Raw genomic sequence first — 21,296 nt, 5'->3', positions numbered from 1 at the left:
CGGAACCGTGAGCCCCTCGGCAAGCGAAAAGCTCACGGCTTCGTGATTACGCCCGCGCTGAAATCACTGCGGCGCCGACGGAGTCGCGCCCATGCCGTCGGGATTGGTTCCGCCGTCGGTGGCCGGCGGCGTGTCGATCGGCGGTGTTCCCGCGTTCGGATCGTTGGGGTTCGTCGTGTCGGCGGGCGGCGCCGTCATCGGGTCGGTCGCGGCGGGCGGGGCGGCATAGCTGTCAGCCGCGCTGTCCTCCGCCGTCATGGCGCTTTCGTTCTGGGCCGAGTCGTCGGCCGGCTGGCAGGCGGCCAGAGCCAGGGCGGCGACCGAGGCCAGGGTGATGGCGGTCAGTTTCATGGGGCGTCCTCCGTTACGCCGCGCGGCCCGATGCCGGGCGCCGCGTCTACGGCGCGCACGCGGTCGTGATGGGACGTGAACCCCGGTCGCACCGGAGTGTTCCGCCGCCCGTGATCGACCGTGATCCGCGGCGCGAGAAGCCCGTACTATCCGGCGTCGGTCGGGGCGTTCTGCAGCGCTTCCTCCATCTCGGCGAAGCTGGGCTGGGCGGTGGAAGGGATGTCGCCCCGGCCGATCTCGACCGAGATCTGCGCCGCGTTGCCGTGCAGGTGGGCCACCAGCACCGACTGGATGATCTTGTAGTAGGCGGCGTCGCCGTCGATGATCTCCTTCAGGCGCGCCGCCAGAGGCCCGACCAGCCCATAGGCCAGGAACACCCCGAGGAAGGTGCCGACCAGCGCGCCGCCGATCATGCCGCCCAGCACTTCGGGCGGCTCGGTGATCGCGGCCATGGTTTTGATGACCCCCAGCACCGCCGCGACGATGCCCAGCGCCGGCAGGGCGTCGGCCATGTTCTGCAGCGCGTGCGCCGGCGCCAGCGCCTCGTGGTGGTGCTTCTCCAGCTGCTTCTCCATGGCGTCCTCGATCTGGTGCGGATCCTCGAGGTTCATGGTCATCATGCGCAGGGTGTCGCAGATGAAGTCCGTGGCGAAGTGGTCCTTCAACACCTTGGGATACTTCTGGAAGATGGTGCTCTCGCCCGGCTTCTCGATGTGGCTTTCCAGGGCGATCACGCCCTTGGACTTCATCGTCTTGGTGAGCTGGAACAGCAGGGACAGCAGGTCCTTGTAGTCCTGCTTCTTCCACTTCGGGCCGGCGAAGACCTTGCCGAAGCCCGCCGCGACGCCCTTCAGCGTGGACGGCGCGTTGGAGATCAGCAGCGCGGCGATGGCGGCGCCGCCGATCATCATCATCTCGTAGGGCAGCGAGTGCAGGATGACGCCCATCTTGCCGCCGGCGATGGTGTAGCCGCCGAACACCATGGCGAACAGCACGACGATGCCGATGATCTGGAACATGCTTGGTCCGGGTTCCCGAATGAGAGACCCGGACCATCACCGTTAATGCTTAAGGCCCCGTTGCGAGAGCGGCGCTCCGCGACCGCTCATTCGGCGGGCTTGGGGGTCTCCGCCGCGTGCTGGCCGTGGGTGAAGCGCGCCAGGCGCTTTTCGATGCGCGTCTTCAGGCCGTCGATCAGGCTGAAGGCCGCCGGCACGAACACCAGCGACAGCGCGGTCGAGGTGATCAGGCCGCCGATCACGGCGACGGCCATCGGACTGCGGAACTCGGTGCCCTCCCCCAGCGCCACGGCGATCGGCAGCATGCCCAGACCCATGGCCATGGTCGTCATGATGATGGGCCGAGCCCGCTTGTGGGCGGCGTCCATGATCGCCTCGCGCCGGCTCATGCCGCGCTGCATGGCGATGATCGCGTAATCGACCAGCAGGATCGAGTTCTTCGCCGCAATACCGGTCAGCATGATGATGCCGATCAGCGCCGGCATGGACAGCGCCTTGCCCGTCACCAGCAGCAGGAAGAACGCCCCGCCGAACGACACGGGCAGGGCCGCCAGGATGGTGATGGGGTGGAAGAAGCTTTTGAACAGCAGGACCAGCACGATGTACATCAGCAGGATGCCGGTCACGATGGCGAACATGAAACCCGACGCCGTCTCCTGAAGGTTCTCCAGCTCGCCCGAGACCGCCTGACGCACGCCGTCAGGCAGGTTCCGCATCGTCGGCAGGTCGTTCACGCGCTGGGACGCCTGGCCCAGGGTGATGCCGTTCAGCTCGGCGGTCAGGCGCGCCACACGCTGGCGGTCCAGGCGATCGATCTGGTTGGGACCGGCGCCGAAGCTGATGTCGGCGACGGAGCTCAGCGGCACGGTGGCGCCCGACGCGGTCGGCACCTGCAGGTTCTCCAGATAGGCCAGATCCTCGCGCGCGCTCTCGCGCAGCATGACCCGGATGGGGATCTGGCGATCGCCGAGGTTGAACTTGGGCAGCAGCTGATCGGCGTCGCCGAGGGTGGCGACACGGGCCACCGAGCTGATGTCGGCGTTCGAGACGCCTTGCAGCGCGCCCACGTCGGGCTTGGGCGTGATCAGGATTTCGGGCCGCACGAGCGCGGCCGACGAGATGACGTTGGCCAGGCCCGGCACGCCGCGCATCTCGCGCTCCAGCGCCGCGGCGGTCTCCTGCAGCTGATCGGGATCGTCGCCGACCAGGGCGATGGAGACCAGGCCGCCGCCGCCGCCTTCCTGACCGAACTGGACGCGGGCGCCGGGGATAGCGCGCAACAGCGGGCCCATCTCCTGCTCGAAGGCCTGCTGGCGGATGGAGCGCTCGCTCTTCTTGACCAGATTGACCGTGATCGAGGCGCGGCGCACCTCGCCGGCGCTCGAGCCGCCGCCGGGCCCGAAGCTGGTCGTGGCCGAGCCGATCGAGGCGTAGACCGACCGGACCTCCGGGCGTTCCAGCAGCTCGGCGTTGACCCGCTGAACCACCGCATCGGTCTCCGCCAGGGTCGAGCCGGGCGGCAGCTGCACGGTGATGTTGGAGCGGGAGACGTCCTCGGCCGGGATGAACTCGAACGGCAGCATGGCCGCCAGCACCAGCGAGCCGACGAAGAACAGCGAACCCCCGAACATGACCCAGACGCGGTGGTCGCGGACCCGGCCCATCGCGCGCTGGCGCAGCGACCGGCGGGGCTTCGGCGCGCCGGGATCGCGGCCCGCGTCGCCCAGCGACCAGGCCAGGATCCTCAGATAACGCGTCATCCACGCGGGATCGGCGTGCTCCTTGCCCTGGTCGGCCTTGAGCATGTAGGCGCCCATCAGGGGGGTGAGGGTGCGGGCCACGACCAGCGAGAAGAACACGCTGACGCAGGCGGCGATGGCGAAGCTCTTGAAGAACTGGCCGACCACGCCGGGCATGAAGCCGGTGGGCGCGAACACGGCGATCAGGGTGGCCGTCGTGGCGATGACCGCCAGGCCGATCTCGTCGGCCGCCTCGATGGCGGCGGGATAGGGGGCCTTCCCGTCACGTATGTGCCGGACGATGTTCTCTATCTCGACGATCGCGTCATCGACGAGGATGCCGATGGTCAGCGACAGCGCCAGCAGCGTCACGACGTTCAGCGACTGGCCCGTCAGGTCCATGATCAGGAAGGTCGGGATCAGGGACAGCGGCATGGCGACCGCCGCGATGAAGGTCGCGCGCCAGTCCCTGAGGAAGATGAAAACCACGGCCACGGCCAGGCCGGCGCCGAGCAGCAGCGCCTCGACCGAGGCGTGGAAGTTGTTGATCACGTCCTGGGTGGTGTTGGTGACCTCCTCGATGGTGAGGTCGTCCCTCTCCGCGTCCAGCCGGGCGATCTCCTCTTTGGTGGTCTCATAGACGTCGAGCTCGGACGAGCCCCGGGAACGGCTGATGGAGAAACCCACCACCTCCTGGCCGTTGAAACGGGCGCGGCCGCGCGGCTCTGACCATTCGTCGGTGACCTCGCCCAGGTCGCCAAGGCGCACTGAGCGGCCGCCGACGGGAATGAGGGTCTCGCGCAGCGCCTCGACCGAAGGGGCCGAGCCCAGGGTGCGGATCGCCTGCTCCTCGCCCCCGATCTCCCCCCGGCCGCCGGGCAGGTTGATATTCTGAGCGCGCAGCTGGTTGGAGACGGCCGCGGCGCTGACGCCCTGGGCGGCCAGCTTCTCCGGGTCGAGCTTGATGCGGATCTCGCGGTTCACCCCGCCGTCGCGGCTGACCTGGCTGACGCCCTCCACGGACAGCATGCGCTTGGCGACGGTGTTGTCGACGAACCAGCTGAGCTCTTCCGGGCTCATGCCCGGCGCGCGCACCACATAGGTGGCGATCGGGAACTGGGTGAACTCGATCCGCTGGACGATCGGCTCCTGCACGTCGGCGGGCAGGTTCTGGCGGATGCCGGCGATGGCGTTTCTGACGTCGTTGGTCGCCTTCTCCAGGTCCACGCCGAGTTCAAAGGTGATCGAGGTCGTGGAGGCCGAGTCGTTGATGACCGAGGTGATCTCGTCGACGTCGCCGAGGCCCGCGACCGCGTCCTCGACCAGCCGCGTGACCTGCGTCTCCAGTTCGGTCGGGGCCGCGCCCGACTGAACCACCGTCACCGCCACCACGGGCAGATCGACGTTGGGGAAGTTGTTCACCGGCAGCCGGCCGTAGCTGATCAGGCCCGCGATCGTCAGGACCACGAACAGCAGCACGATCGGGATCGGGTTGCGGATCGACCAGGAGGAGATGTTGTTGAAGTTCATGGCCGGGTCCCGGGGCTCAGCCCTGATCCGCCGTCGCGGCCTGGCGCGCGGCGGCCGTCGCGGCGTCGCGGGTCACCGGCGCGACGATACGGACACGATCGCCCTCGCCCAGGAAGCCGGCGCCCTGCACCACCACCCGCTGGCCGGCGGTCAGGCCGGAGTTGATCGCCAGGAGGTCGCCCTGGCGCACGCCGGGCTGCACGGCGGTGAACGAGACGACGTCGCCCCGGCCGATGACATAAACGCCCGCCTGGCCCTCGCGGTACACGATCGCCGAGGAGGGGATCACCAGCGACGGCTGAGCGCCGACGTTGATCTCCGCCCGGGCGAACATGCCGGGGCGCAGGCCGGAGGCGGCGGGCACGGAGATGCGCGCCACGCCGAGGCGGGTCTGGGGATCGACCTGGGGCGTGACGATGCGGACCGTGCCGGTGGTCGAGCCCGTCTGGTCGGAGGTCACGGTCGCCGGCTGGCCGGCCCGCACGAGGCGAAGCTCCGCCTCCGGCACCTGGGCGTCCAGCTCGACGCGGCCGTCGCGCACCAGGCGGAACAGCTCCGTCCCCGCCTGCACGATCTGGCCCCGAGTGACGCTGCGGGCCGACACCAGGCCCGCGACCGGGGCGCGCACCCGCGTCTGCTCCAGTCGCGTACGGGTCGCCGACAGCTGGGCGCGGGCCTGATCCAGCGTCGCCCGGGCCGACCGTTCCTCCGACACCGCCTGGTCCAGCGACGCCTGGGACAGGAAGCCCCGTTCGCGCAGCTCCCGCGCCCGGCCCAGCTCGGCGGTCTCCCGTGCGAGATTGGCCTCGGCCTGCGCCACTGACGCCTGCTGCGAGCGGACGTCGGCCTGCAGGAGGTCGTCGTTCAGCTGGACCAGCACCTGGCCCTGCCGCACGTACTGGCCTTCCTCGACATAGACCTGGGTCGCCGTCAGGCCGCCGGTCTCGGCGCCCACGCGAACGTCCTCCCACGGCGAGATCGTGCCGGACGCCGTCACCGTGCGCGGCAGCTCGAGCGCCGCGACCGTGGCGGCGGTGACGGTCTGGTTGGCCACCGGGGCCGCATCGGCCTTCTCGGCCCCACCCTCGCCGCAGGCCGCGAGCAGAAGCGTCAGAGCGGAGGCGGTCGCGAGGGCGCTCGCCCTTGTCCAGTCGATCACGCGGAAATCCCCATGGGAGGCGTTCGGGAGGTCGGGGCTCCTATATACTGAACGGAGTGGGTCAGGAACGGGGCCAAGGCCGCATTACCGGCTTGTAATGCGCCGGCGGCCTTGTCGCGCTCGTCACATTGGCGGCGCGGGCCGGGCGTGGTAGCGGGCGCCGCATGACGACTCCCCCCATCTCGCGCATCCGGAATTTCTCGGTGGTCGCTCACATCGACCACGGCAAATCGACGCTGTCGGACCGGCTGATTCAGTTCACCGGCGGGCTGACGGCGCGGGAAATGCGGGAACAGGTTCTTGATTCGATGGAGATCGAACAGGAGCGGGGCATCACCATCAAGGCGCAGACGGTGCGCCTGAACTACAAGGCCAAGGACGGCGAGACCTATGTCCTGAACCTGATGGACACGCCCGGCCACGTGGACTTCGCCTATGAGGTCAGCCGGTCGCTGGCGGCGTGCGAGGGCTCGATCCTGGTGGTGGACGCCTCGCAGGGCGTCGAGGCCCAGACCCTCGCCAACGTCTACCAGGCCATCGACAACAACCACGAGATCGTGCCGGTCCTGAACAAGATCGACCTGCCGGCCGCCGAGCCCGAACGGGTCAAGGCCCAGATCGAGGAGGTCATCGGCATCGACGCCTCGGACGCGGTCGAGTGCTCGGCCAAGACCGGCCTCGGCATCGAGGAGGTGCTGGAGGCGATCGTCACCCGCCTGCCCCCGCCCAGGGGCGACGTCGACAAGCCGCTGAAGGCCATGCTGGTCGACGCCTGGTACGACCCCTACCTGGGCGTCGTCCTCTTGGTGCGGGTCTTCGACGGCGTGCTGAAGGCCGGGCAGCGGGTCAAGTTCATGCAGAACGGCACGACCCACCTGGTCGACCGGGTCGGCGTCTTCCTGCCCAAGAACACCCCGGTCGAAAGCCTGGGGCCCGGCGAGGTCGGCTTCATCACCGCCCAGATCAAGGAGGTGGCCCACGCCGCCGTCGGCGACACCATCACCGACGAGAAGCGGCCCACGGCCGAGCCGCTGAAGGGGTTCAAGGAGGTCCAGTCGGTGGTCTTCTGCGGCCTGTTCCCGACCGACGCCGCCGACTTCGAGGACCTGCGCGCCGCGATCGCGCGCCTGCGCCTGAACGACGCCAGCTTCAACTACGAGATGGAGTCCTCGGCCGCGCTCGGCTTCGGCTTCCGCTGCGGGTTCCTGGGCCTGCTGCACCTGGAGATCATCCAGGAGCGGCTGAGCCGAGAGTTCAACCTGGACCTGATCGCGACCGCCCCGTCGGTGGTCTACAGGATGAAGCTCCGGGACGGCTCCGAGATCGAGTTGCACAACCCCGCCGACATGCCCGACCCGATGCAGATCCTCGAGATCGCCGAGCCGTGGATCAAGGCGACGATCTTCACCCCCGACGAATACCTGGGCGGGGTCATCAAGCTGTGCCAGGACCGCCGCGGCGAGCAGAAGGAGCTCAGCTACGTCGGCAGCCGGGCGATGGTCGTCTACGACCTGCCGCTGAACGAGGTGGTGTTCGACTTCTACGACCGGCTGAAGTCGATCTCGAAGGGCTACGCCAGCTTCGACTACGAGCTGTCGGACTACCGCCCCGGCGACCTGGTCAAGATGTCGATCCTGGTCAACGGCGAGCCGGTCGACGCCCTGTCGATGCTGGTGCACCGCTCACGCGCCGAGACGCGCGGCCGGGGCATGGTCGAGAAGATGAAGGACCTGATCCCCCAGCACCTGTTCCAGATTCCGATCCAGGCCGCCATCGGCGGCAAGATCATCGCCCGCGAGACCGTCCGCGCCCTGAGGAAGGACGTCACCGCCAAATGCTACGGCGGCGACGCCACCCGCAAGAAGAAGCTTCTGGAGAAGCAGAAGGAAGGCAAGAAGCGGATGCGCCAGTTCGGCAAGGTCGAGATCCCGCAGGAGGCGTTCATCGCGGCCCTGAAGATGGATGGGGATTGAGGTGGCGCGCGCCGCGAACGCGCCTTAGGATTCGCCCATGATCGCCCCGGAGGTCCTGGAGAAGACGGTCGCCGAGCTGGCGGGGCGTCCCAAGCACGAGAAGGTGCGGACCCTCGTCCACCGGCTGCTGACGGACGCGCTCGGCGCGGATTCGACCCAGATCGACTTCGAGCGGCAGGTGCCCGAGGTGGCGGGCCGGATCGACGCCCTGCTGGGGCGAACCATCATCGAGATCAAGTCCGACCTTAGGCGAGAGCTGGCCGACGCCAAGCACCAGCTGTCGCGCTATCTGCCGCAACGCGAGGCCGAGACTGGCCAGCGATACGTCGGCCTGACCACGGATGGCGCCGAGTTCATCGCCTTCGAGACTGACGGCGAGGGCCTGCGCGAACTGACCCGCCACGAGACCAAGAAGGACAAGCCACGCAACCTGATCGCCTGGCTGGAAGGTGTGGTGGCGGTTCAGGACCGCCTGCCGGCCGACGCCCTGAACATCATCAACGAGCTGGGCCGTGAAAGCACGGCGTTCGCGCGGGTTTCAGCCCGTCTGGCCGAGGTTTGGGACAAGGTGCGCCTGAACCCCGAGGCGGCGCTGAAGCGCCAGCTGTGGGCGCGGCACATGGGCAGCGTCTATGGCGACGAGACCAAGCTGGTCGAAGACGACGCCCTGTGGCTGCAGCACACCTACCTGGTGACCGTGGCCAAGGCGATCGCGGCGGGCGCGATGGGGTTCGACGGCCAGTCGCCCCGCGAGCTTTTGGACGGGTCCCGCTTCGATCAGGCCGGGGTGCGCGGCGCGGTCGAGGACGACTTCTTCGGGTGGCTGCTGCTGGCGCCTGAGGGCGAACGGATCGTCGAACAGCTGGTCGAACACGCCGCCCGTTTCGATCTGGGCGACATCCAGGTCGATCTGCTGAAGGTCCTGTATGAGAGCCTGATCGACCCGGCGCAGCGGCATGATCTGGGCGAATACTACACCCCCGACTGGCTGGCCGCGAAGGTTGTGAGGAACACCGTACGCCACGCGGCGACCGAGCGTGTGCTGGACCCCTCCTGCGGGTCCGGCACATTCCTGTTCCAGACCCTGCGGCTGAAGCGGGCGGCGCTGGAAAAGAAGGGCGTGCCGGTCGAGCAGATGGCCGTCACCCTGTCCGAGCAGGTCTATGGCTTCGACGTCCATCCGGTCGCGGTGATCTTTGCGCGGGTGACCTATCTGCTGGGGCTGGGACCGGCCCTGACCCAGCGGCATGGAGAGTTCGCCGTGCCGGTGTTCCTGGGCGACGCCCTGCAATGGAACGTCCAGCGCGATCATCTGGAACAGGACCTGATCGTGGAGGTGCCGCCCGATCCCTCCATGCCGCTGATGGGGCGGTCCAGCCTGCGGTTTCCGCTGAGCCTGTGCGAACGCACCGCCGACTTCGACCGCATCGCCGCCCTGATGGACCAGTCGGGCGAACAGGGCCGCACGGTCGAGGCGTTCTCCGCGCTGGCGGCGCGGCAAGGCGCGCGGGCGGACGAGCTGAAGACGCTGGAACGGACCTATGCCGACTTCAAGCGGCTGAGGGAACACGGGCGGGACCACATCTGGACGTTTGTGGCGCGCAACCTGAGCCGGCCTATTGCGGTGTCGCAGGGGGCCAAGATGGACGTCATCGTCGGCAATCCGCCGTGGCTGTCCTATCGCTACATGTCCAAGCCGATGCAGAAGCGGTTCCGCCAGTCGAGCAAGGACCTGGGCGTCTGGGTCTCGGGCAAGGACGAAAGCAAGCTGGTCACCCAGACCGATCTGTCGGGCCTGTTCTTCGCGCGGACCACGGAGCTGTATCTGAGGCCGCCCTTGGACGGCCAGCCAGGCGGGCGGATCGCCATGGTCCTGCCGCTCGCGGCCATGACGCGGGGCCAGTTCAAGGGGTTCCGGTCGGGCAGCTGGACGGGCGCCCACGTCGCCTTCGACCAGGCCTGGGTTCTGGACAATCAGGACATCCAGCCCCTGTTTCGGGTGCCGACCTGCGTTCTGTTCGCCACCCGCAGCGTCATGCCCAAGCCCATTCCGACAAGGGCGACGACCTTCGTCGGTCGCCTGCCCAATGGGCGCAAGGACGCCAGCGAGGCCGAGGCGGCGCGCTATATCACCGTCTACGCCACCGAGGCGCCCACGGTTGTCAGCTTCAAGACGGGGTCGCCTTATCGGGAAAGGTTCCGTCAGGGCGCGACCCTGGTGCCGCGCATGCTGTGCCTGGTCGAGCGCGTGGCTGGCGGACGGCTGGGCGTGTCTTCGGCCGCGCCCATCGTGCGGAGCAAGCGGTCCAGACTCGAGAAGAAGCCCTGGCGTGATCTTCCCGGTCTGGAAGGGCCGGTGGAGCTTGAGTTCCTGCGGCCGATCCTGCTCGGCGACTCGATTGCGCCCTTCCGCGTGCTCACGGCCAGCGAGGGTGTGATCCCAATGCTGCCGGGTGGGGACATGTTGGGCGCGGACGCAGCGGCAAACCGGGGATTTGTCCATCTCAGCCGATGGATGGAGAACGGGCAAAGACTATGGGGCGCTTCAAGTGCCGGTGCGATGTCTCTCGTCGAGCGGTGGAACTTCCAACGAGGTCTGTCCAACCAAGCCAATCCCGGTTTGATCCGGGTAGCTTTCAGTGCCTCTGGCACACTCCCGGCAGCCGCAATTGTGCGAGACCCGTCAGCGATCATCGAACACAAGCTCTATTGGGCCACCGTCGAGACCCTAAGCGAAGCCGCTTATCTGACCGCCATCCTGAACAGCGACGCCGCGCGGATGCGGATCGCCCATATGCAGTCGCGGGGCGAACAGGGAGCGCGGGATTTCGACAAGCTGTTCTTCACCCTGCCCATCCCCCGCTTCGACGAGCGGGACGCGCTGCATCAGGACCTGGCGCGGGCCGGGGCGCGCGCCGAGAGCCTGGCCGCGCGGGTTGTGGTCGATCCGGACCAGCCGTTCACCCGCGCACGCGGCCTGATCCGTCGCGCCCTGACCGACGACGGCGTCTCCGGCGAGATCGACGATCTGGTGAACCGCCTGCTGGGCCCGGACGACACGGCCTCGCGCGCGCCGCGTCTGGCGCGCCGAAACCCGGCCGAGCGCGACCGCATGATGGCGGAAGCCGAGGCCTGGATCGCACGGCACCGCGATGACCCGGCCGAAATCCGCCTGGCCGAGGAGGCGGAATACATCCAGTCCGTCAGCGGCGGGCTTGATCCGTGACCCCGGCGCGGGGCGAGATCTGGGTCGTCGCCGAGAAAGGCCCCTATACCAACAAGCCCCGCCCCGCCCTTCTGATCCAGGCCGAGGGGCTGGACGATCACGCCAGCCTCCAGTTCTGTCTGATCACAAGCGATCCGGAGGCGCGACAGGACGTGTTCTTTAGGTTGCCCGTCGAACCGACCGAGGCCAATGGGCTGGAGGCGGCCAGCACCATCCAGATCGACAAGGTCGTGACCATCCGCCGCGACCGGGTGCAGACCCGATGCGGGGTCCTGGAAGAGACCCTGTTGGGCGAGGTCAACGCGGCCCTCATCGCGTTTCAGGGACTCGGCTAACTCGGTGTCAGGGGCGGAAACAACGAAGGGCTGAGCCTTTTCGCCTTCATCGTCCGACGCGCCGTCGTGGGGGTCAGCGACGCGCCCCGGGGCTTTCGACTGCCAGCCCTCAGCGCCGTCGGACCATGGGGCATGACCCAGGCTTTCACAGGTCCCGCCCCGCCGCCGCCCGCGGCGGATCGGCCGGCGCATTATCGGCTGTCGACGGCGACCTGGGAGCTGATCGTCACGGAGTATCGGGAGGGGGCGACGGCGCCCTTCCTGGCGCGCAAGTGGCGGGTCTCGGTGCACGCGATCCGCAGGCGTGTGACCCGGCACGGGGCGACCAAGCGCGACTGGGGCGACGCCCAGGCGATCCGCCAGGCGCTGGCGCGCGAGGCGGAGCTGGAGGAGGCGCGGAGGAACGCCCCCGAGGCGGTGGCCGCACGGCTGTTCGCGGGCCTGACGCTGGACGCGGACGAGGGCGATCCGGCGGCCCTGGCGCGGATGGCGATCCTGGCGTCGGGGCGGGCGATGCGCGGGCGGCTGTGGGCCGAGGCCAAGGCTCTGGCGGGGCTGGCCGAGAGCTATGCGCGGCTGGTGAAGGGCGCGCCGCCCGCGCCGTCCGGGATGCCGGAGGAGGAGCTGGAGGCGCTGAAGACCTCGATCCTGAAGCGTATGGACGTCATGGCCGACCGGATGGCGATCGAGGCGGCGGAGGCGGCGGAGGCGGCGGGCGGGGCCTGAGCCGGGGGCGATTCCCCTGACGGGCCCGAGGCCTTAAGACGACGGGGTCCGCCGCGCCGCCGCGTGGCGTGGGAGGTCGTCGTCTTGAGCTTCAAGTCCCTGTTCTCGCGCGCGCTGGCGCTGAACCCGGAGCGGCTGCACTTCGCCGCGCACAGCCATCACCTGTGGCCGGACGCCAGCTTCGAGGGGCAGACGAAGGCGTGGGAGGACGCCAACCGGCACGCGGACCGCAAGTGGGACCTGCTGTTCGACGAGGTGCTGCCGCAGGCGCAGGGGCATGTGGCCGGGGAGCTGTCCCTGCCGGATCCGAACACGGTGGTGTTCGCGGGCAATACCCACGACTTCCTGGTGCGGATCGTCTCCGGCCTGGCGCGGCGGCCGGTGCGGATCCTGACCACCGACGGGGAGTTCCACGCCTTCCGCCGCCAGGCCGAACGCTGGGAGGAGGCGGGGGAGGCGGTGGTGACCCGCGTGCCGGCCGCGCCGATCGCGACGCTGGACGAGCGGTTCCTGGCGCAGGCGCGCACGGGCGGGTTCGACCTGATCGTGGTCAGCCAGGTGTTCTTCCGCTCGGGCTGGCGCTTCGACGGGATCGAGGCGCTGGCGGCGCTGGCGCGGCCGGAGGGGCCGTGGGTGGTCGTGGACGGCTATCACGGCTTCATGGCCGTGCCGACGGACCTGTCGGCCGTGGCGGACCGGATCTTCTATGTGACCGGGGGCTACAAATACGCCATGACCGGCGAGGGGGCCGGGATGCTGCACGCGCCGGACGGCTACTGCGAGCGGCCGGTGATCACCGGCTGGTTCGCCGAGTTCGGCAACCTGCAGGGGCCGCCGGGCGGGGTCCGGTATCGGCGCGACGCGGGCCGGTTCTGGGGCGCGACCTATGACTTCACAGCCCTCTACCGGTTCAATCATGTGCGGCGGATGCTGGCGGCCGAGGGGCTGACCACGGCGGCGATCGCGGACCATGCGCGGGGGCTGCAGGCGCGGTTCCAGGACCTGATCCGGTCGGGCGGCGCGGGTCGGCTGGGCGAGGCGGAGATCGTCAACCCGGTCAGCGGCGACGAGCCCCGCGCGCGGTTCCTGGCGCTGCGCCACCCGGACGCGCAGGCGTGGCGGGCGAGGCTGCTGGAGGCGAACGTGGTCACCGACGTGCGCGAGGACATCATCCGCTTCGGCTTCGGCCTGTACCAGGACGAGGACGACGTGGCGCGGCTGGCCTCCGTCTGCGCCAAGGCGCTCTGAGCCTCAGAAGAAGGTCGTGTCGTCCTGCCGCTCGGCCTTGGGCGGGGGCGGGGGCGTGCGGTCGGCGGGCGGCGGGGCCACGCCCTCGGGCGGCGCGCTGGGCTCGGCCGGGATCTCGGGCAGCGGGTCCTGAAGCGGGCCGACCTCTGGATAGGGCGGGGGCGGCGAGCCCGGCTCCACCGGCGGGGGCGCGGGGACGCCCACGGCGTCGGGCGCGTCCAGGTCGTCGCGGATGAAGGCCCAGGAGCGGGCGTCGGAACAGGCGCAGGCCTTCAGATAGCCCTCGCGGTCGCGCCACAGCACGATCGGATAGCCGTTCGGCACGCCGGCCTCCTGAAGCAGGGCGCCGAGGCGGTCGACGAAGTCGCGGCTGGCCTCGACCACCGCCGAGCGCGCCAGGTTGCCGTCGGCCGAGGGCACGCCCGCCGCGGTCCAGTTGCGGATCGGCGTCGCGGTCCAGCGGGCGTAGAGGTCCCAGTCGCGGGTCAGCCAGAGCTCGGCCACGGTGGCGCGCTCGGCGGGGGTGGACTGGGCCAGGCCCTCGCGGTCGGCGCGGGCGAAGACGATGACGCGCGGCTCCGCGCCCCCGGCGCGCAGCTTGGCGAACTCCTCGGCCTCGTAGCGCTGTCCGGCCGCGCTCTCGCGGTAGGTGACGACATAGACCGGCTGGCCGCCGCCGCCGGCGGAGACCCAGGACGCCTCGTCCAGCAGCCGCTGGATCTCGGCCTGGCCGCGCGAGATCGTCACCGGCTGGAACCGGGCGTAGAAGTTCCAGTAGGCCCAGTAGCCGCCGATGGCGAGGACCAGGCCGATCAGGGCGGCGAGGGCCGACCAGACGAGGAAACGACGCAAGGTTCGGTCTCCAGCTTCAGCGTTCAGACAGGTTAACGCCTAGCATCGAATTCCGTCGCCTCTAAGCCGCGACCGCTCCCGGGCGGACGGTTCGCCTCAGAGCATGGCGGGAATGACGCGGTCCGGGGGCCGGTGGCCGTTCTGGAAGGTCATGACGTTCAGGATCACCCGGTCGCCCATGTCCTGGCGCGCCTCCTGGGTCGCGGAGCCCAGGTGCGGCAGCAGCACCACATTGGGGCGGCCGACCAGGCCGGGATGAACCTCGGGCTCGTGCTCGAAGACGTCCAGCCCGACGCCCGCCAGGCGGTTCCGGTCGACGGCCTCGGCGAGGGCCGCCTCGTCGATCAGCTCGCCGCGCGCGGTGTTGATCAGGATGACGTGCGGCTGAAGCCGCGCCAGCCGTTCGGCCGACATCAGGTGGTGGGTCTCCTTCGTCGCCGGGCAGTTGAGGGAGACGATGTCCATGCGCGACAGCATCTGGTCCAGGTCGTCCCAGTAGGTCGCCGACAGCTCCTCCTCGACGGCGGCCGAGACGCGCTTTCGATTGTGATAGTGGACCTGAAGGCCGAAGGCGCGGGCGCGGCGGGCGAGCGCCTGGCCGATGCGGCCCATGCCGACGATCCCCAGCCGCTTGCCCCAGAGCTTGCGCCCGCACATCCAGGTCGGCGTCCAGCCGGCGAAGCGGCCCTCGGCCATGACCGCCGCGCCCTCCACGATCCGGCGGCTGACCGCCAGGATCAGGCTCATGGCCAGGTCGGCGGTGTCCTCGGTCAGGACGCCCGGCGTGTTGGTGACGATCAGACCGCGCCCGACCGCCGCCTCCACGTCGATGTGGTCCACGCCCGCGCCGAAGTTGGCGATCATCCTGAGCTGCTCGCCCGCCAGTCCGATCAGCTCCGCGTCGATCCGGTCGGTGATGGTCGGGACCAGCACGTCCGCGCGCCGGACGGCCTCGATCAGGGCGGTCCGGTCGAGGGGGGCGTCGGTGAGGTTCAGCTCGGCGTCGAACAGCTCGCGCATGCGCGTCTCGACCGCGTCCGGCAGGCGGCGGGTTAAGACGACCTTAAGCTTACGCGCCGACATCTGGGGGCGTTCCTCCGGCCCGCGCTCGCGGCGGGTTCCAGGGGTGTCTAGCAAAGCCGCCGCCGCCCGCCAAAGCCAGATGCGCCGCGTCCTCGTCCTTCCCGTCGTGATCCTGACCGGCCTCGCCCTGTCGGCGACCGCGACCCTGCCCGACGGGCGGCCCACGCCGACCGGCCTGCCGGTGCCGCGCTGGCTGAGCCTGAAGTCCGACGAGGTCCGGGCCCGCGCCGGGCCGGGGCTGGATTACCGCATCCTGTGGGAGTATCGCGCCGCCCGCCTGCCGGTGCAGGTGGTCGCCGAGACCCGGGAATGGCGCAAGATCTGCGATCCGGAGGGCGCGGTCGCCTGGGTCCACCGCAGCGTGGTGTCCAGCCGCCGGACGGCCTTCAATCCCGCCGGAGCGCCCGCGCCGGTCCACGCCCGGCCCGACGACGCCTCGCGACTGGCCGCGCGCCTGTCGCCGCGGTCGCTCATCGCGGTGGACGACTGCGAGGACGGCTGGTGCCGCGTGCGGGACGGTCGGCTGAGGGGCTGGATCGAGGCCCGGCGGGTCTGGGGCGCGGCGGAAACGGCCCGTTGCGACGCGCTTTCGCGACCCGGGGTCCGGTGAGGCCTTCCGCCGTCCGACGTTGAGCCGGGCACGGTGGTCGTATAGGCACGGCCCCCAAGGATCACTGGAGGCGAAAGCTTGACCACCTCTCCCTATCCCGGCGCGTTCGATCGCGAGGCGCTTCTGGCGTCCGGCCGCGGCGAGCTGTTCGGGCCCGGCAACGCCCAGCTGCCGGCCCCGCCGATGCTGATGTTCGACCGCATCACCTCCATCACCATGGACGGCGGCGAGCACGGCAAGGGCTATGTCGAGGCCGAACTCGACATCCATCCGGACCTCTGGTTCTTCCAGTGCCACTTCATCAACGACCCGGTGATGCCGGGCTGCCTGGGCCTGGACGCCATGTGGCAGCTGGTCGGCTTCTTCCTGGGCTGGACCGGCGCGCCGGGACGCGGCCGGGCGCTGGGGGTCGGCGAGGTGAAGTTCACCGGCCAGGTCACGCCGGACATCCGGAAGGTGGTCTACAAGGTCCATCTGAAGCGGGTCATCAACCGGCGTCTGGTCATGGGCATCGCCGACGGCGTGCTCGAGGCGGACGGTCAGGTGATCTACACCTGCCAGGACATGCGCGTGGGTCTGTTCCAGGCCCAGACGTCCGACGCGGCCGAGCCGGTCGGCGGCTGACGGTCACCTTGAGGGGCGGCGTCAGACCGCCCATGTCACATAAAGTTCCTAGGGAAGGTTTTCGCGAATGCGACGTGTCGTCGTCACGGGTCTGGGCATCGTCTCCTCCATCGGCACCGGCCAGGACGAGGTCACGGCCTCCCTGCGCGCGGCGAAGTCCGGCGTGGTCGCGGCGCCGGATCACATCGCTCACGGCTTTCGCAGCCAGGTCTGGGCGCCGCCCTCGCTGGGGGTGACGGCCGAGGACTGGGCGCCGCTGGTCGACCGCCGCGCGGCGCGGTTCCTCGCCAACGGCACGGCCTGGGGCCACATCGCCTTCGAGGAGGCGCTGAAGGATTCCGGCATGACGCCGGACGAGATCAAGCACGACCGCATCGGCCTGATCGTCGGCGAGGGCGGCCCCTCGACCCAGGTCATCCTCCAGGCCGCCCAGACCACGATCGAGAAGGGCTCGCCCAAGCGCATCGGGCCCTTCGCGGTGCCTAAGGCGATGGCGTCGGGGCCTTCGGCGGTGCTGTCGACCTGGTTCCAGATGCGCGGCGTGAACTATTCCATCAGCTCGGCCTGCGCGACCAGCGCCCACTGCATCGGGGCGGGCGCCGAACAGATCCAGTGGGGCAAGCAGGACGTGGTCTTCGCCGGCGGCGTCGAGGACATCGACTGGTCCATGTCGAACATGTTCGACGCCATGGGCGCCATGTCGTCGAACTTCAACGACCGGCCCTCGGTCGCCTCACGCGCCTATGACAAGGACCGCGACGGCTTCGTCATCGCCGGCGGCGCGGGCATCGTGGTGCTGGAGGAGTACGAGCGGGCCAAGGCGCGGGGCGCCAGAATCTACGCCGAGGTCGTGGGCTATGGCGCGAACGCCGACGGCCACGACATGGTGGCCCCCTCGGGCGAGGGCGCCGAACGCTGCATGAAGATCGCCATCGAACAGGCCGGCGGGCGCAGGATCGACTATCTGAACCCCCACGGCACCTCGACCCCGGTCGGCGATTCCAAGGAGATGGGCGCGGTCAGGAACGTCTTCGGAAACGACATCCCGCTGATCTCCTCGACCAAGTCGCTGACGGGCCACAGCCTGGGCGCGGCCGGGGCGCAGGAGGCGATCTATTCGCTGTTGATGCTGCACCACGGCTTCGCCGCCGAGAGCGCCCACATCGAAAACCTCGACCCGGAGTTCGAGGGCATGCCCATCCTGCGCCAGCGCCACGACGGCGAACTGACGACGGTGATGTCGAACAGCTTCGGCTTCGGCGGGACGAACGGGACGGTGATCTTCTCCAAGGTGTAGAAACCTTGACGGGTCTGGGTCACTCATCCTCTGTGGAATTGCCCTTCTCGGACTATCTGATCTTTGCCGACGAGAGCGGCGATCACGGCTTGGCGTCTTTCGAGGCGTCCTACCCGGTGTTCGTCCTCGTTCTTGTTCTGGTGAAGAAGGACGCCTACGTCGGCTCGCTCGTGCCCGCGATACAGGCGCTCAAGCTGGACTACTTCGGGCACGACCAAGTCATCCTGCACGAACGGGATATCCGCAGGCAATCTCCGCCATTCGGCTTTCTGAGGACGAACGCCGAGCTGAGATCAGGCTTCCTCGACCGCATCAACGCGGTCGTGGACGCGGCGGAGTTCGAAATCATCAGCGCCGTCATCCACAAGGACCGCCTCGCGCAGAGGTATGCCTCTCCATGGAACCCCTACGACATCGCTATCTTGTTTTGCATGGAGCGAACGATGGAGCGGCTGATGGAACTCGGACGGGCTGGCCGACTTCAGCACGTCGTATTTGAACGCCGGGGAGGTCCTGAGGACGCCAATCTCGAACTCACCTTTCGAAGGATCGCCTCAAACGTCGGTAGCTGGGGATTGAAACGCGTAGATTTCTCCGGGTGTCAGTGGGAGCCGGAACCGCGCCTTCGACGTTCTGAAGCCTGAGCTCATACTAATGAAAGCGTTCCCATAAGCAGAAGGGCCCCCGAGATCGCCCAGGAGCCCAGCGCCGACCGAGAAAAGCCCAGTCCACTTGAATAGAATATAGCCGGAGCGGCCGTGAATGTCAACATGTTCTATTTCTGTTCCGATTGACTCGAATCGTGATCGGAGTCCGTCCGATCAAGCAAGCGTAGAAGTGAAACAGTCTGACTAACCCACTGGAAATCGACCCCTACATCCTGCTGCTGCTCGGTCTCGGCGCCGTGGTCCTGCTGGTGTCCTGGGCGCCCAAGGGGCTGAAGCAGCTGCCGCTGTCGCTGGCGATGATCTGCGTCGGCCTGGGCTTCGGCGTCTTCGCGCTGGACGTCATCGGCTTCGATCCCGATCCCCGCACCTGGGATACGATCACCGAGCGGCTGACGGAGCTGGTCGTCATCATCTCGCTGATGGGCGCGGGACTGAAGCTGGACCGGCCCGTCAGCCTGAAGGGCTGGGGCCCGACGTGGCGGCTGCTGGCCGTCGCCATGCCCCTGACCATCGCCGCGACCGCCTGGCTGGGTGTCATTGGGCTGGGCTTCAGCCTGGCCATGGCGCTGCTGCTCGGCGCGGCCATGGCGCCGACCGATCCGGTGCTGGCCTCCGACGTCCAGACCGGCCCCCCCCGGTCCGGCGAGGACAATGAGGTCCGCTTCAACCTGACGGCCGAGGCCGGGTTGAACGACGCCCTGGCCTTTCCGTTCGTGAACCTGGCCATCCTCGTCTCGATGGCCGGCGCGACGACCTGGGCCGGCCAGGGCTTGGGACAATGGCTGGCGATCGACGTGGCGTGGAAGCTGGTCGCCGGCGGCGTCATGGGATGGCTGGTCGGCAGGGCCATGGGCTGGCTGATCTTCCGCGCGCACGAACGCGGCATCTCGCGCCATGCCGACGGTCTGGTGGCGATCGGCGCCACCTTCATCGCCTATGCCGCGACCGAGATCGTGCACGGCTACGGCTTCCTCGCCGTCTTCGTCTGCGCCCTGACGATCCGCGCCTCCGAGCGCGATGACGACTTCCACGAGGAGATGCACGACTTCGCCGAGCAGATCGAACGCCTGCTGATGATGCTGCTGCTGGTGCTGTTCGGCGGCGCGCTCGCCAACGGCCTGCTGGACGCCCTGACCTGGACCGACGTCGGCGTCGGCCTGGCCATCCTGTTCATCGTGCGTCCTGTCGCGGGCTACCTGTCCTTGATCGGCTCTCCCCTGCCCCGCCGGGACAGGGTGCTCTTGGCCTATCTGGGCATCCGGGGCCTGGGGTCGGTCTACTACCTGGCCTACGGCATCAATCACGGCGACTTCGGCGATTCCGAGCGGCTGTGGGCCATCACCGGCTTCATCATCCTGACGTCGATCGTCGTCCACGGGATCACCTCGACCCCGCTCATGGCCCTGATCGACCGGCTGGGGCGAGGCTCTTTGCAGGGCGAGGCCGCCCCTGCTAACCCACCGCCCAAGGACGAACAGCTGGGCTGATCCGCGTCAGGACGCCCGCGCACACGGAGACGACGATGGCTGGCGAAAGCGCCTGGAACATGCCCAAGGGCGAGCTCATGAAGGGCAAGAAGGGCCTGATCATGGGGGTGGCCAACGCCAACTCCATCGCCTGGGGGATCGCGTCCCAGCTGGCGGCGCAGGGGGCGGAGCTGGCCTTCACCTACCTGGGCGAGGGGCTGGAGCGGCGGGTACGGCCGCTGGCCGAGAGCGTCGACGCCAAGCTGATCGTCCAGGCCGACGTCACCGACGACGCCTCCATGGACGCCGCCTTCGCCGAGATCGAGAAGACCTTCGGCACGCTGGACTTCGTGGTCCACTCGGTCGCCTTCGCCAACAAGAACGAGCTGCAGGGCAGCTTCGTCGACAACACCACCCGCGACAGTTTCCTGCTGGCCATGAACATCTCGGTGTTCAGCTTCGTGGACGTGTCCAGGCGGGCGTCGAAGCTGATGCCGAACGGCGGCTCGATCGTCACCATGACCTATCTGGGCGCGGAGCGGGCCATCCCGAACTACAACACCATGGGCGTGGCCAAGGCCGGGCTGGAGGCCGCGACCCGCTATGTGGCGCGCGACCTGGGGCCGAAGGGCATCCGCGTCAACGCCATCTCGGCCGGCGCCATGCGCACCCTGTCGCTGGCCGGCATCTCCGGCGGCCGGGGCATGCTGGCGCAAGGGCGCGCCATGTCGGCGATGAAGGAGGACACCAGCATGGAAGGCGTCGCCGGCTGCGCCCTGTGGCTGTGCTCGGACCTGGGCCTGTCCACGACCGGCGAGGTGGTTCACGTCGACGCCGGCTTCCACATGATGGGCCTGGCGGGGGACGAAGAGGGCTGAGGCGCCGAAGCGCCCTCACGCGGCCGTGACTCGTCCGGAGCGGGCGAGACCGGCATGCTCCCAGGGTCGACGGGAGCACGCGCGCATGACCGACGTGACCACGGTGGGCGAGATCGTCGTCAAGGGACGGCGACGCGTCCGGGAAGGCGACCCCTTCCCCTCGCGACCGGTCTATGAGCCCTATCAGCCCGATGTCAGCGGCATCGATCCGGTTCCCGAGGAACAGCCGCCCGACCCCTGCGCCGATCCGGAGACCGCGCTGGACTGGAACGCGGATGCGGCCGGGGCACAATCGATTTCGCCGTTCTTGTCCAAGGCTGCGGAACTCGGCGACGTCAATCCACAGACGGGGCAAGTGTCATTGAGCAATCGCGAACTCGGAAGGGCTCTTGGTCGAGGACCAGGCTCGACAGTATTTGGGAACGCCGTTAGGCTCAGGCCCCATTGATGTGAGGCGTTCGATCTGATTCAGGCTCCTGAGGAGTCTGGATATGAGCGACCTGTATTGGCTG

General features: G+C 68.9%; 18 protein-coding genes. 12 read left to right on the top strand and 6 right to left on the bottom strand.

All coding sequences use genetic code 11. From position 1 onward, the window contains the following. Nucleotides 1–63: 63 nt before the first annotated feature. From ACFFGE_RS12635 to ACFFGE_RS12620, 4 genes are all read right to left on the bottom strand, one after another. Nucleotides 64–351 carry a hypothetical protein gene (locus ACFFGE_RS12635; protein ID WP_376836784.1) on the bottom strand — a complete coding sequence of 96 codons (288 nt, stop codon included), beginning with the start codon at nt 349–351 and terminating at the stop codon, nt 64–66. A 146-nt stretch (nt 352–497) separates the two neighbouring features. Further along, nucleotides 498–1,370, bottom strand: coding sequence for a flagellar motor stator protein MotA (motA, locus tag ACFFGE_RS12630; protein WP_376836782.1), 873 nt, complete (start codon nt 1,368–1,370; stop codon nt 498–500). Nucleotides 1,371–1,456: 86 nt separating this feature from the next. Then, nucleotides 1,457–4,639, bottom strand: coding sequence for an efflux RND transporter permease subunit (locus ACFFGE_RS12625; protein ID WP_376836780.1), 3,183 nt, complete (start codon nt 4,637–4,639; stop codon nt 1,457–1,459). 16 nt (nt 4,640–4,655) lie between these two features. After that, complete coding sequence (locus ACFFGE_RS12620) at nt 4,656–5,798, bottom strand: efflux RND transporter periplasmic adaptor subunit (RefSeq protein WP_376836778.1); 1,143 nt, start codon at nt 5,796–5,798, stop codon at nt 4,656–4,658. Nucleotides 5,799–5,962: 164 nt separating this feature from the next. Here ACFFGE_RS12620 and lepA point away from each other — a divergent pair, with 164 nt between their 5' ends. The 5 genes from lepA (at nt 5,963) to ACFFGE_RS12595 (ending at nt 13,306) form a co-directional block, all read left to right on the top strand. Next, on the top strand, nt 5,963–7,771 hold the full coding sequence (gene lepA / locus ACFFGE_RS12615; protein ID WP_376836776.1) for a translation elongation factor 4: 1,809 nt from the start codon (nt 5,963–5,965) through the stop codon (nt 7,769–7,771). Between the two features lie 37 nt (nt 7,772–7,808). Continuing rightward, the gene (locus ACFFGE_RS12610) at nt 7,809–10,997 is read left to right on the top strand and encodes an N-6 DNA methylase (RefSeq protein WP_376836774.1); all 3,189 of its coding nucleotides are present in this window, start codon (nt 7,809–7,811) and stop codon (nt 10,995–10,997) included. Further along, on the top strand, nt 10,994–11,332 hold the full coding sequence (locus tag ACFFGE_RS12605) for a type II toxin-antitoxin system PemK/MazF family toxin (protein WP_376836773.1): 339 nt from the start codon (nt 10,994–10,996) through the stop codon (nt 11,330–11,332). Before ACFFGE_RS12610 ends, ACFFGE_RS12605 begins: the two co-directional genes overlap by 4 nt. Before the next feature lie 132 nt (nt 11,333–11,464). Then, nucleotides 11,465–12,058 (top strand): hypothetical protein, encoded by a 594-nt coding sequence (locus tag ACFFGE_RS12600; protein WP_376836772.1) that lies wholly within the window; start codon nt 11,465–11,467, stop codon nt 12,056–12,058. Nucleotides 12,059–12,142: 84 nt separating this feature from the next. After that, a complete protein-coding gene (locus ACFFGE_RS12595) occupies nt 12,143–13,306 on the top strand; it encodes an aminotransferase class V-fold PLP-dependent enzyme (protein ID WP_376836771.1) in 1,164 nt (387 codons plus the stop codon). 3 nt (nt 13,307–13,309) lie between these two features. Here ACFFGE_RS12595 and ACFFGE_RS12590 read toward each other — a convergent pair whose 3' ends face one another. Both ACFFGE_RS12590 and ACFFGE_RS12585 read right to left on the bottom strand, forming a co-directional pair. Further along, a complete protein-coding gene (locus ACFFGE_RS12590) occupies nt 13,310–14,158 on the bottom strand; it encodes a hypothetical protein (RefSeq protein WP_376836770.1) in 849 nt (282 codons plus the stop codon). A gap of 96 nt (nt 14,159–14,254) precedes the next feature. Continuing rightward, on the bottom strand, nt 14,255–15,241 hold the full coding sequence (locus ACFFGE_RS12585) for a 2-hydroxyacid dehydrogenase (protein ID WP_376836769.1): 987 nt from the start codon (nt 15,239–15,241) through the stop codon (nt 14,255–14,257). A 79-nt stretch (nt 15,242–15,320) separates the two neighbouring features. Between ACFFGE_RS12585 and ACFFGE_RS12580 the strand changes: the two genes are divergently transcribed. The 7 genes from ACFFGE_RS12580 to ACFFGE_RS12550 all read left to right on the top strand — a co-directional run bounded on the left by ACFFGE_RS12580 (nt 15,321) and on the right by ACFFGE_RS12550 (nt 21,232). Further along, nucleotides 15,321–15,851, top strand: coding sequence for an SH3 domain-containing protein (locus ACFFGE_RS12580; RefSeq protein ID WP_376836768.1), 531 nt, complete (start codon nt 15,321–15,323; stop codon nt 15,849–15,851). Between the two features lie 78 nt (nt 15,852–15,929). Then, nucleotides 15,930–16,475 (top strand): 3-hydroxyacyl-[acyl-carrier-protein] dehydratase FabA, encoded by a 546-nt coding sequence (gene fabA / locus ACFFGE_RS12575; protein ID WP_376836766.1) that lies wholly within the window; start codon nt 15,930–15,932, stop codon nt 16,473–16,475. A gap of 67 nt (nt 16,476–16,542) precedes the next feature. After that, complete coding sequence (gene fabB / locus ACFFGE_RS12570; protein ID WP_376836765.1) at nt 16,543–17,772, top strand: beta-ketoacyl-ACP synthase I; 1,230 nt, start codon at nt 16,543–16,545, stop codon at nt 17,770–17,772. Between the two features lie 32 nt (nt 17,773–17,804). Continuing rightward, nucleotides 17,805–18,416, top strand: a complete 612-nt coding sequence (locus ACFFGE_RS12565) for a DUF3800 domain-containing protein (protein ID WP_376836764.1) — start codon at nt 17,805–17,807, stop codon at nt 18,414–18,416. Nucleotides 18,417–18,676: 260 nt separating this feature from the next. Then, nucleotides 18,677–19,927: a cation:proton antiporter gene (locus tag ACFFGE_RS12560; RefSeq protein ID WP_376836763.1), complete on the top strand. Its 1,251-nt coding sequence runs from the start codon at nt 18,677–18,679 to the stop codon at nt 19,925–19,927. A 59-nt stretch (nt 19,928–19,986) separates the two neighbouring features. Beyond that, nucleotides 19,987–20,784, top strand: coding sequence for an enoyl-ACP reductase FabI (locus ACFFGE_RS12555; RefSeq protein WP_376836851.1), 798 nt, complete (start codon nt 19,987–19,989; stop codon nt 20,782–20,784). An 85-nt stretch (nt 20,785–20,869) separates the two neighbouring features. Next, nucleotides 20,870–21,232 carry a hypothetical protein gene (locus ACFFGE_RS12550; protein ID WP_376836762.1) on the top strand — a complete coding sequence of 121 codons (363 nt, stop codon included), beginning with the start codon at nt 20,870–20,872 and terminating at the stop codon, nt 21,230–21,232. Nucleotides 21,233–21,296: the final 64 nt, after the last annotated feature.

The organism is Brevundimonas balnearis (genome assembly GCF_042434805.1).
GTDB classification, from domain to species: domain Bacteria; phylum Pseudomonadota; class Alphaproteobacteria; order Caulobacterales; family Caulobacteraceae; genus Brevundimonas; species Brevundimonas balnearis.
This window is presented reverse-complemented; position numbering and strand designations above follow the sequence as displayed.

What these genes read in the sequence shown, in the direction of transcription:
- ACFFGE_RS12635 (WP_376836784.1), bottom strand. Translation starts at nt 351, where the DNA reads ATGAAACTGACCGCCATCACCCTGGCCTCGGTCGCCGCCCTGGCTCTG.
- motA (WP_376836782.1), bottom strand. Translation starts at nt 1,370, where the DNA reads ATGTTCCAGATCATCGGCATCGTCGTGCTGTTCGCCATGGTGTTCGGC.
- ACFFGE_RS12625 (WP_376836780.1), bottom strand. Translation starts at nt 4,639, where the DNA reads ATGAACTTCAACAACATCTCCTCCTGGTCGATCCGCAACCCGATCCCG.
- lepA (WP_376836776.1), top strand. Translation starts at nt 5,963, where the DNA reads ATGACGACTCCCCCCATCTCGCGCATCCGGAATTTCTCGGTGGTCGCT.
- ACFFGE_RS12610 (WP_376836774.1), top strand. Translation starts at nt 7,809, where the DNA reads ATGATCGCCCCGGAGGTCCTGGAGAAGACGGTCGCCGAGCTGGCGGGG.
- ACFFGE_RS12600 (WP_376836772.1), top strand. Translation starts at nt 11,465, where the DNA reads ATGACCCAGGCTTTCACAGGTCCCGCCCCGCCGCCGCCCGCGGCGGAT.
- ACFFGE_RS12585 (WP_376836769.1), bottom strand. Translation starts at nt 15,241, where the DNA reads ATGTCGGCGCGTAAGCTTAAGGTCGTCTTAACCCGCCGCCTGCCGGAC.
- ACFFGE_RS12580 (WP_376836768.1), top strand. Translation starts at nt 15,321, where the DNA reads ATGCGCCGCGTCCTCGTCCTTCCCGTCGTGATCCTGACCGGCCTCGCC.
- fabB (WP_376836765.1), top strand. Translation starts at nt 16,543, where the DNA reads ATGCGACGTGTCGTCGTCACGGGTCTGGGCATCGTCTCCTCCATCGGC.
- ACFFGE_RS12555 (WP_376836851.1), top strand. Translation starts at nt 19,987, where the DNA reads ATGCCCAAGGGCGAGCTCATGAAGGGCAAGAAGGGCCTGATCATGGGG.
- ACFFGE_RS12550 (WP_376836762.1), top strand. Translation starts at nt 20,870, where the DNA reads ATGACCGACGTGACCACGGTGGGCGAGATCGTCGTCAAGGGACGGCGA.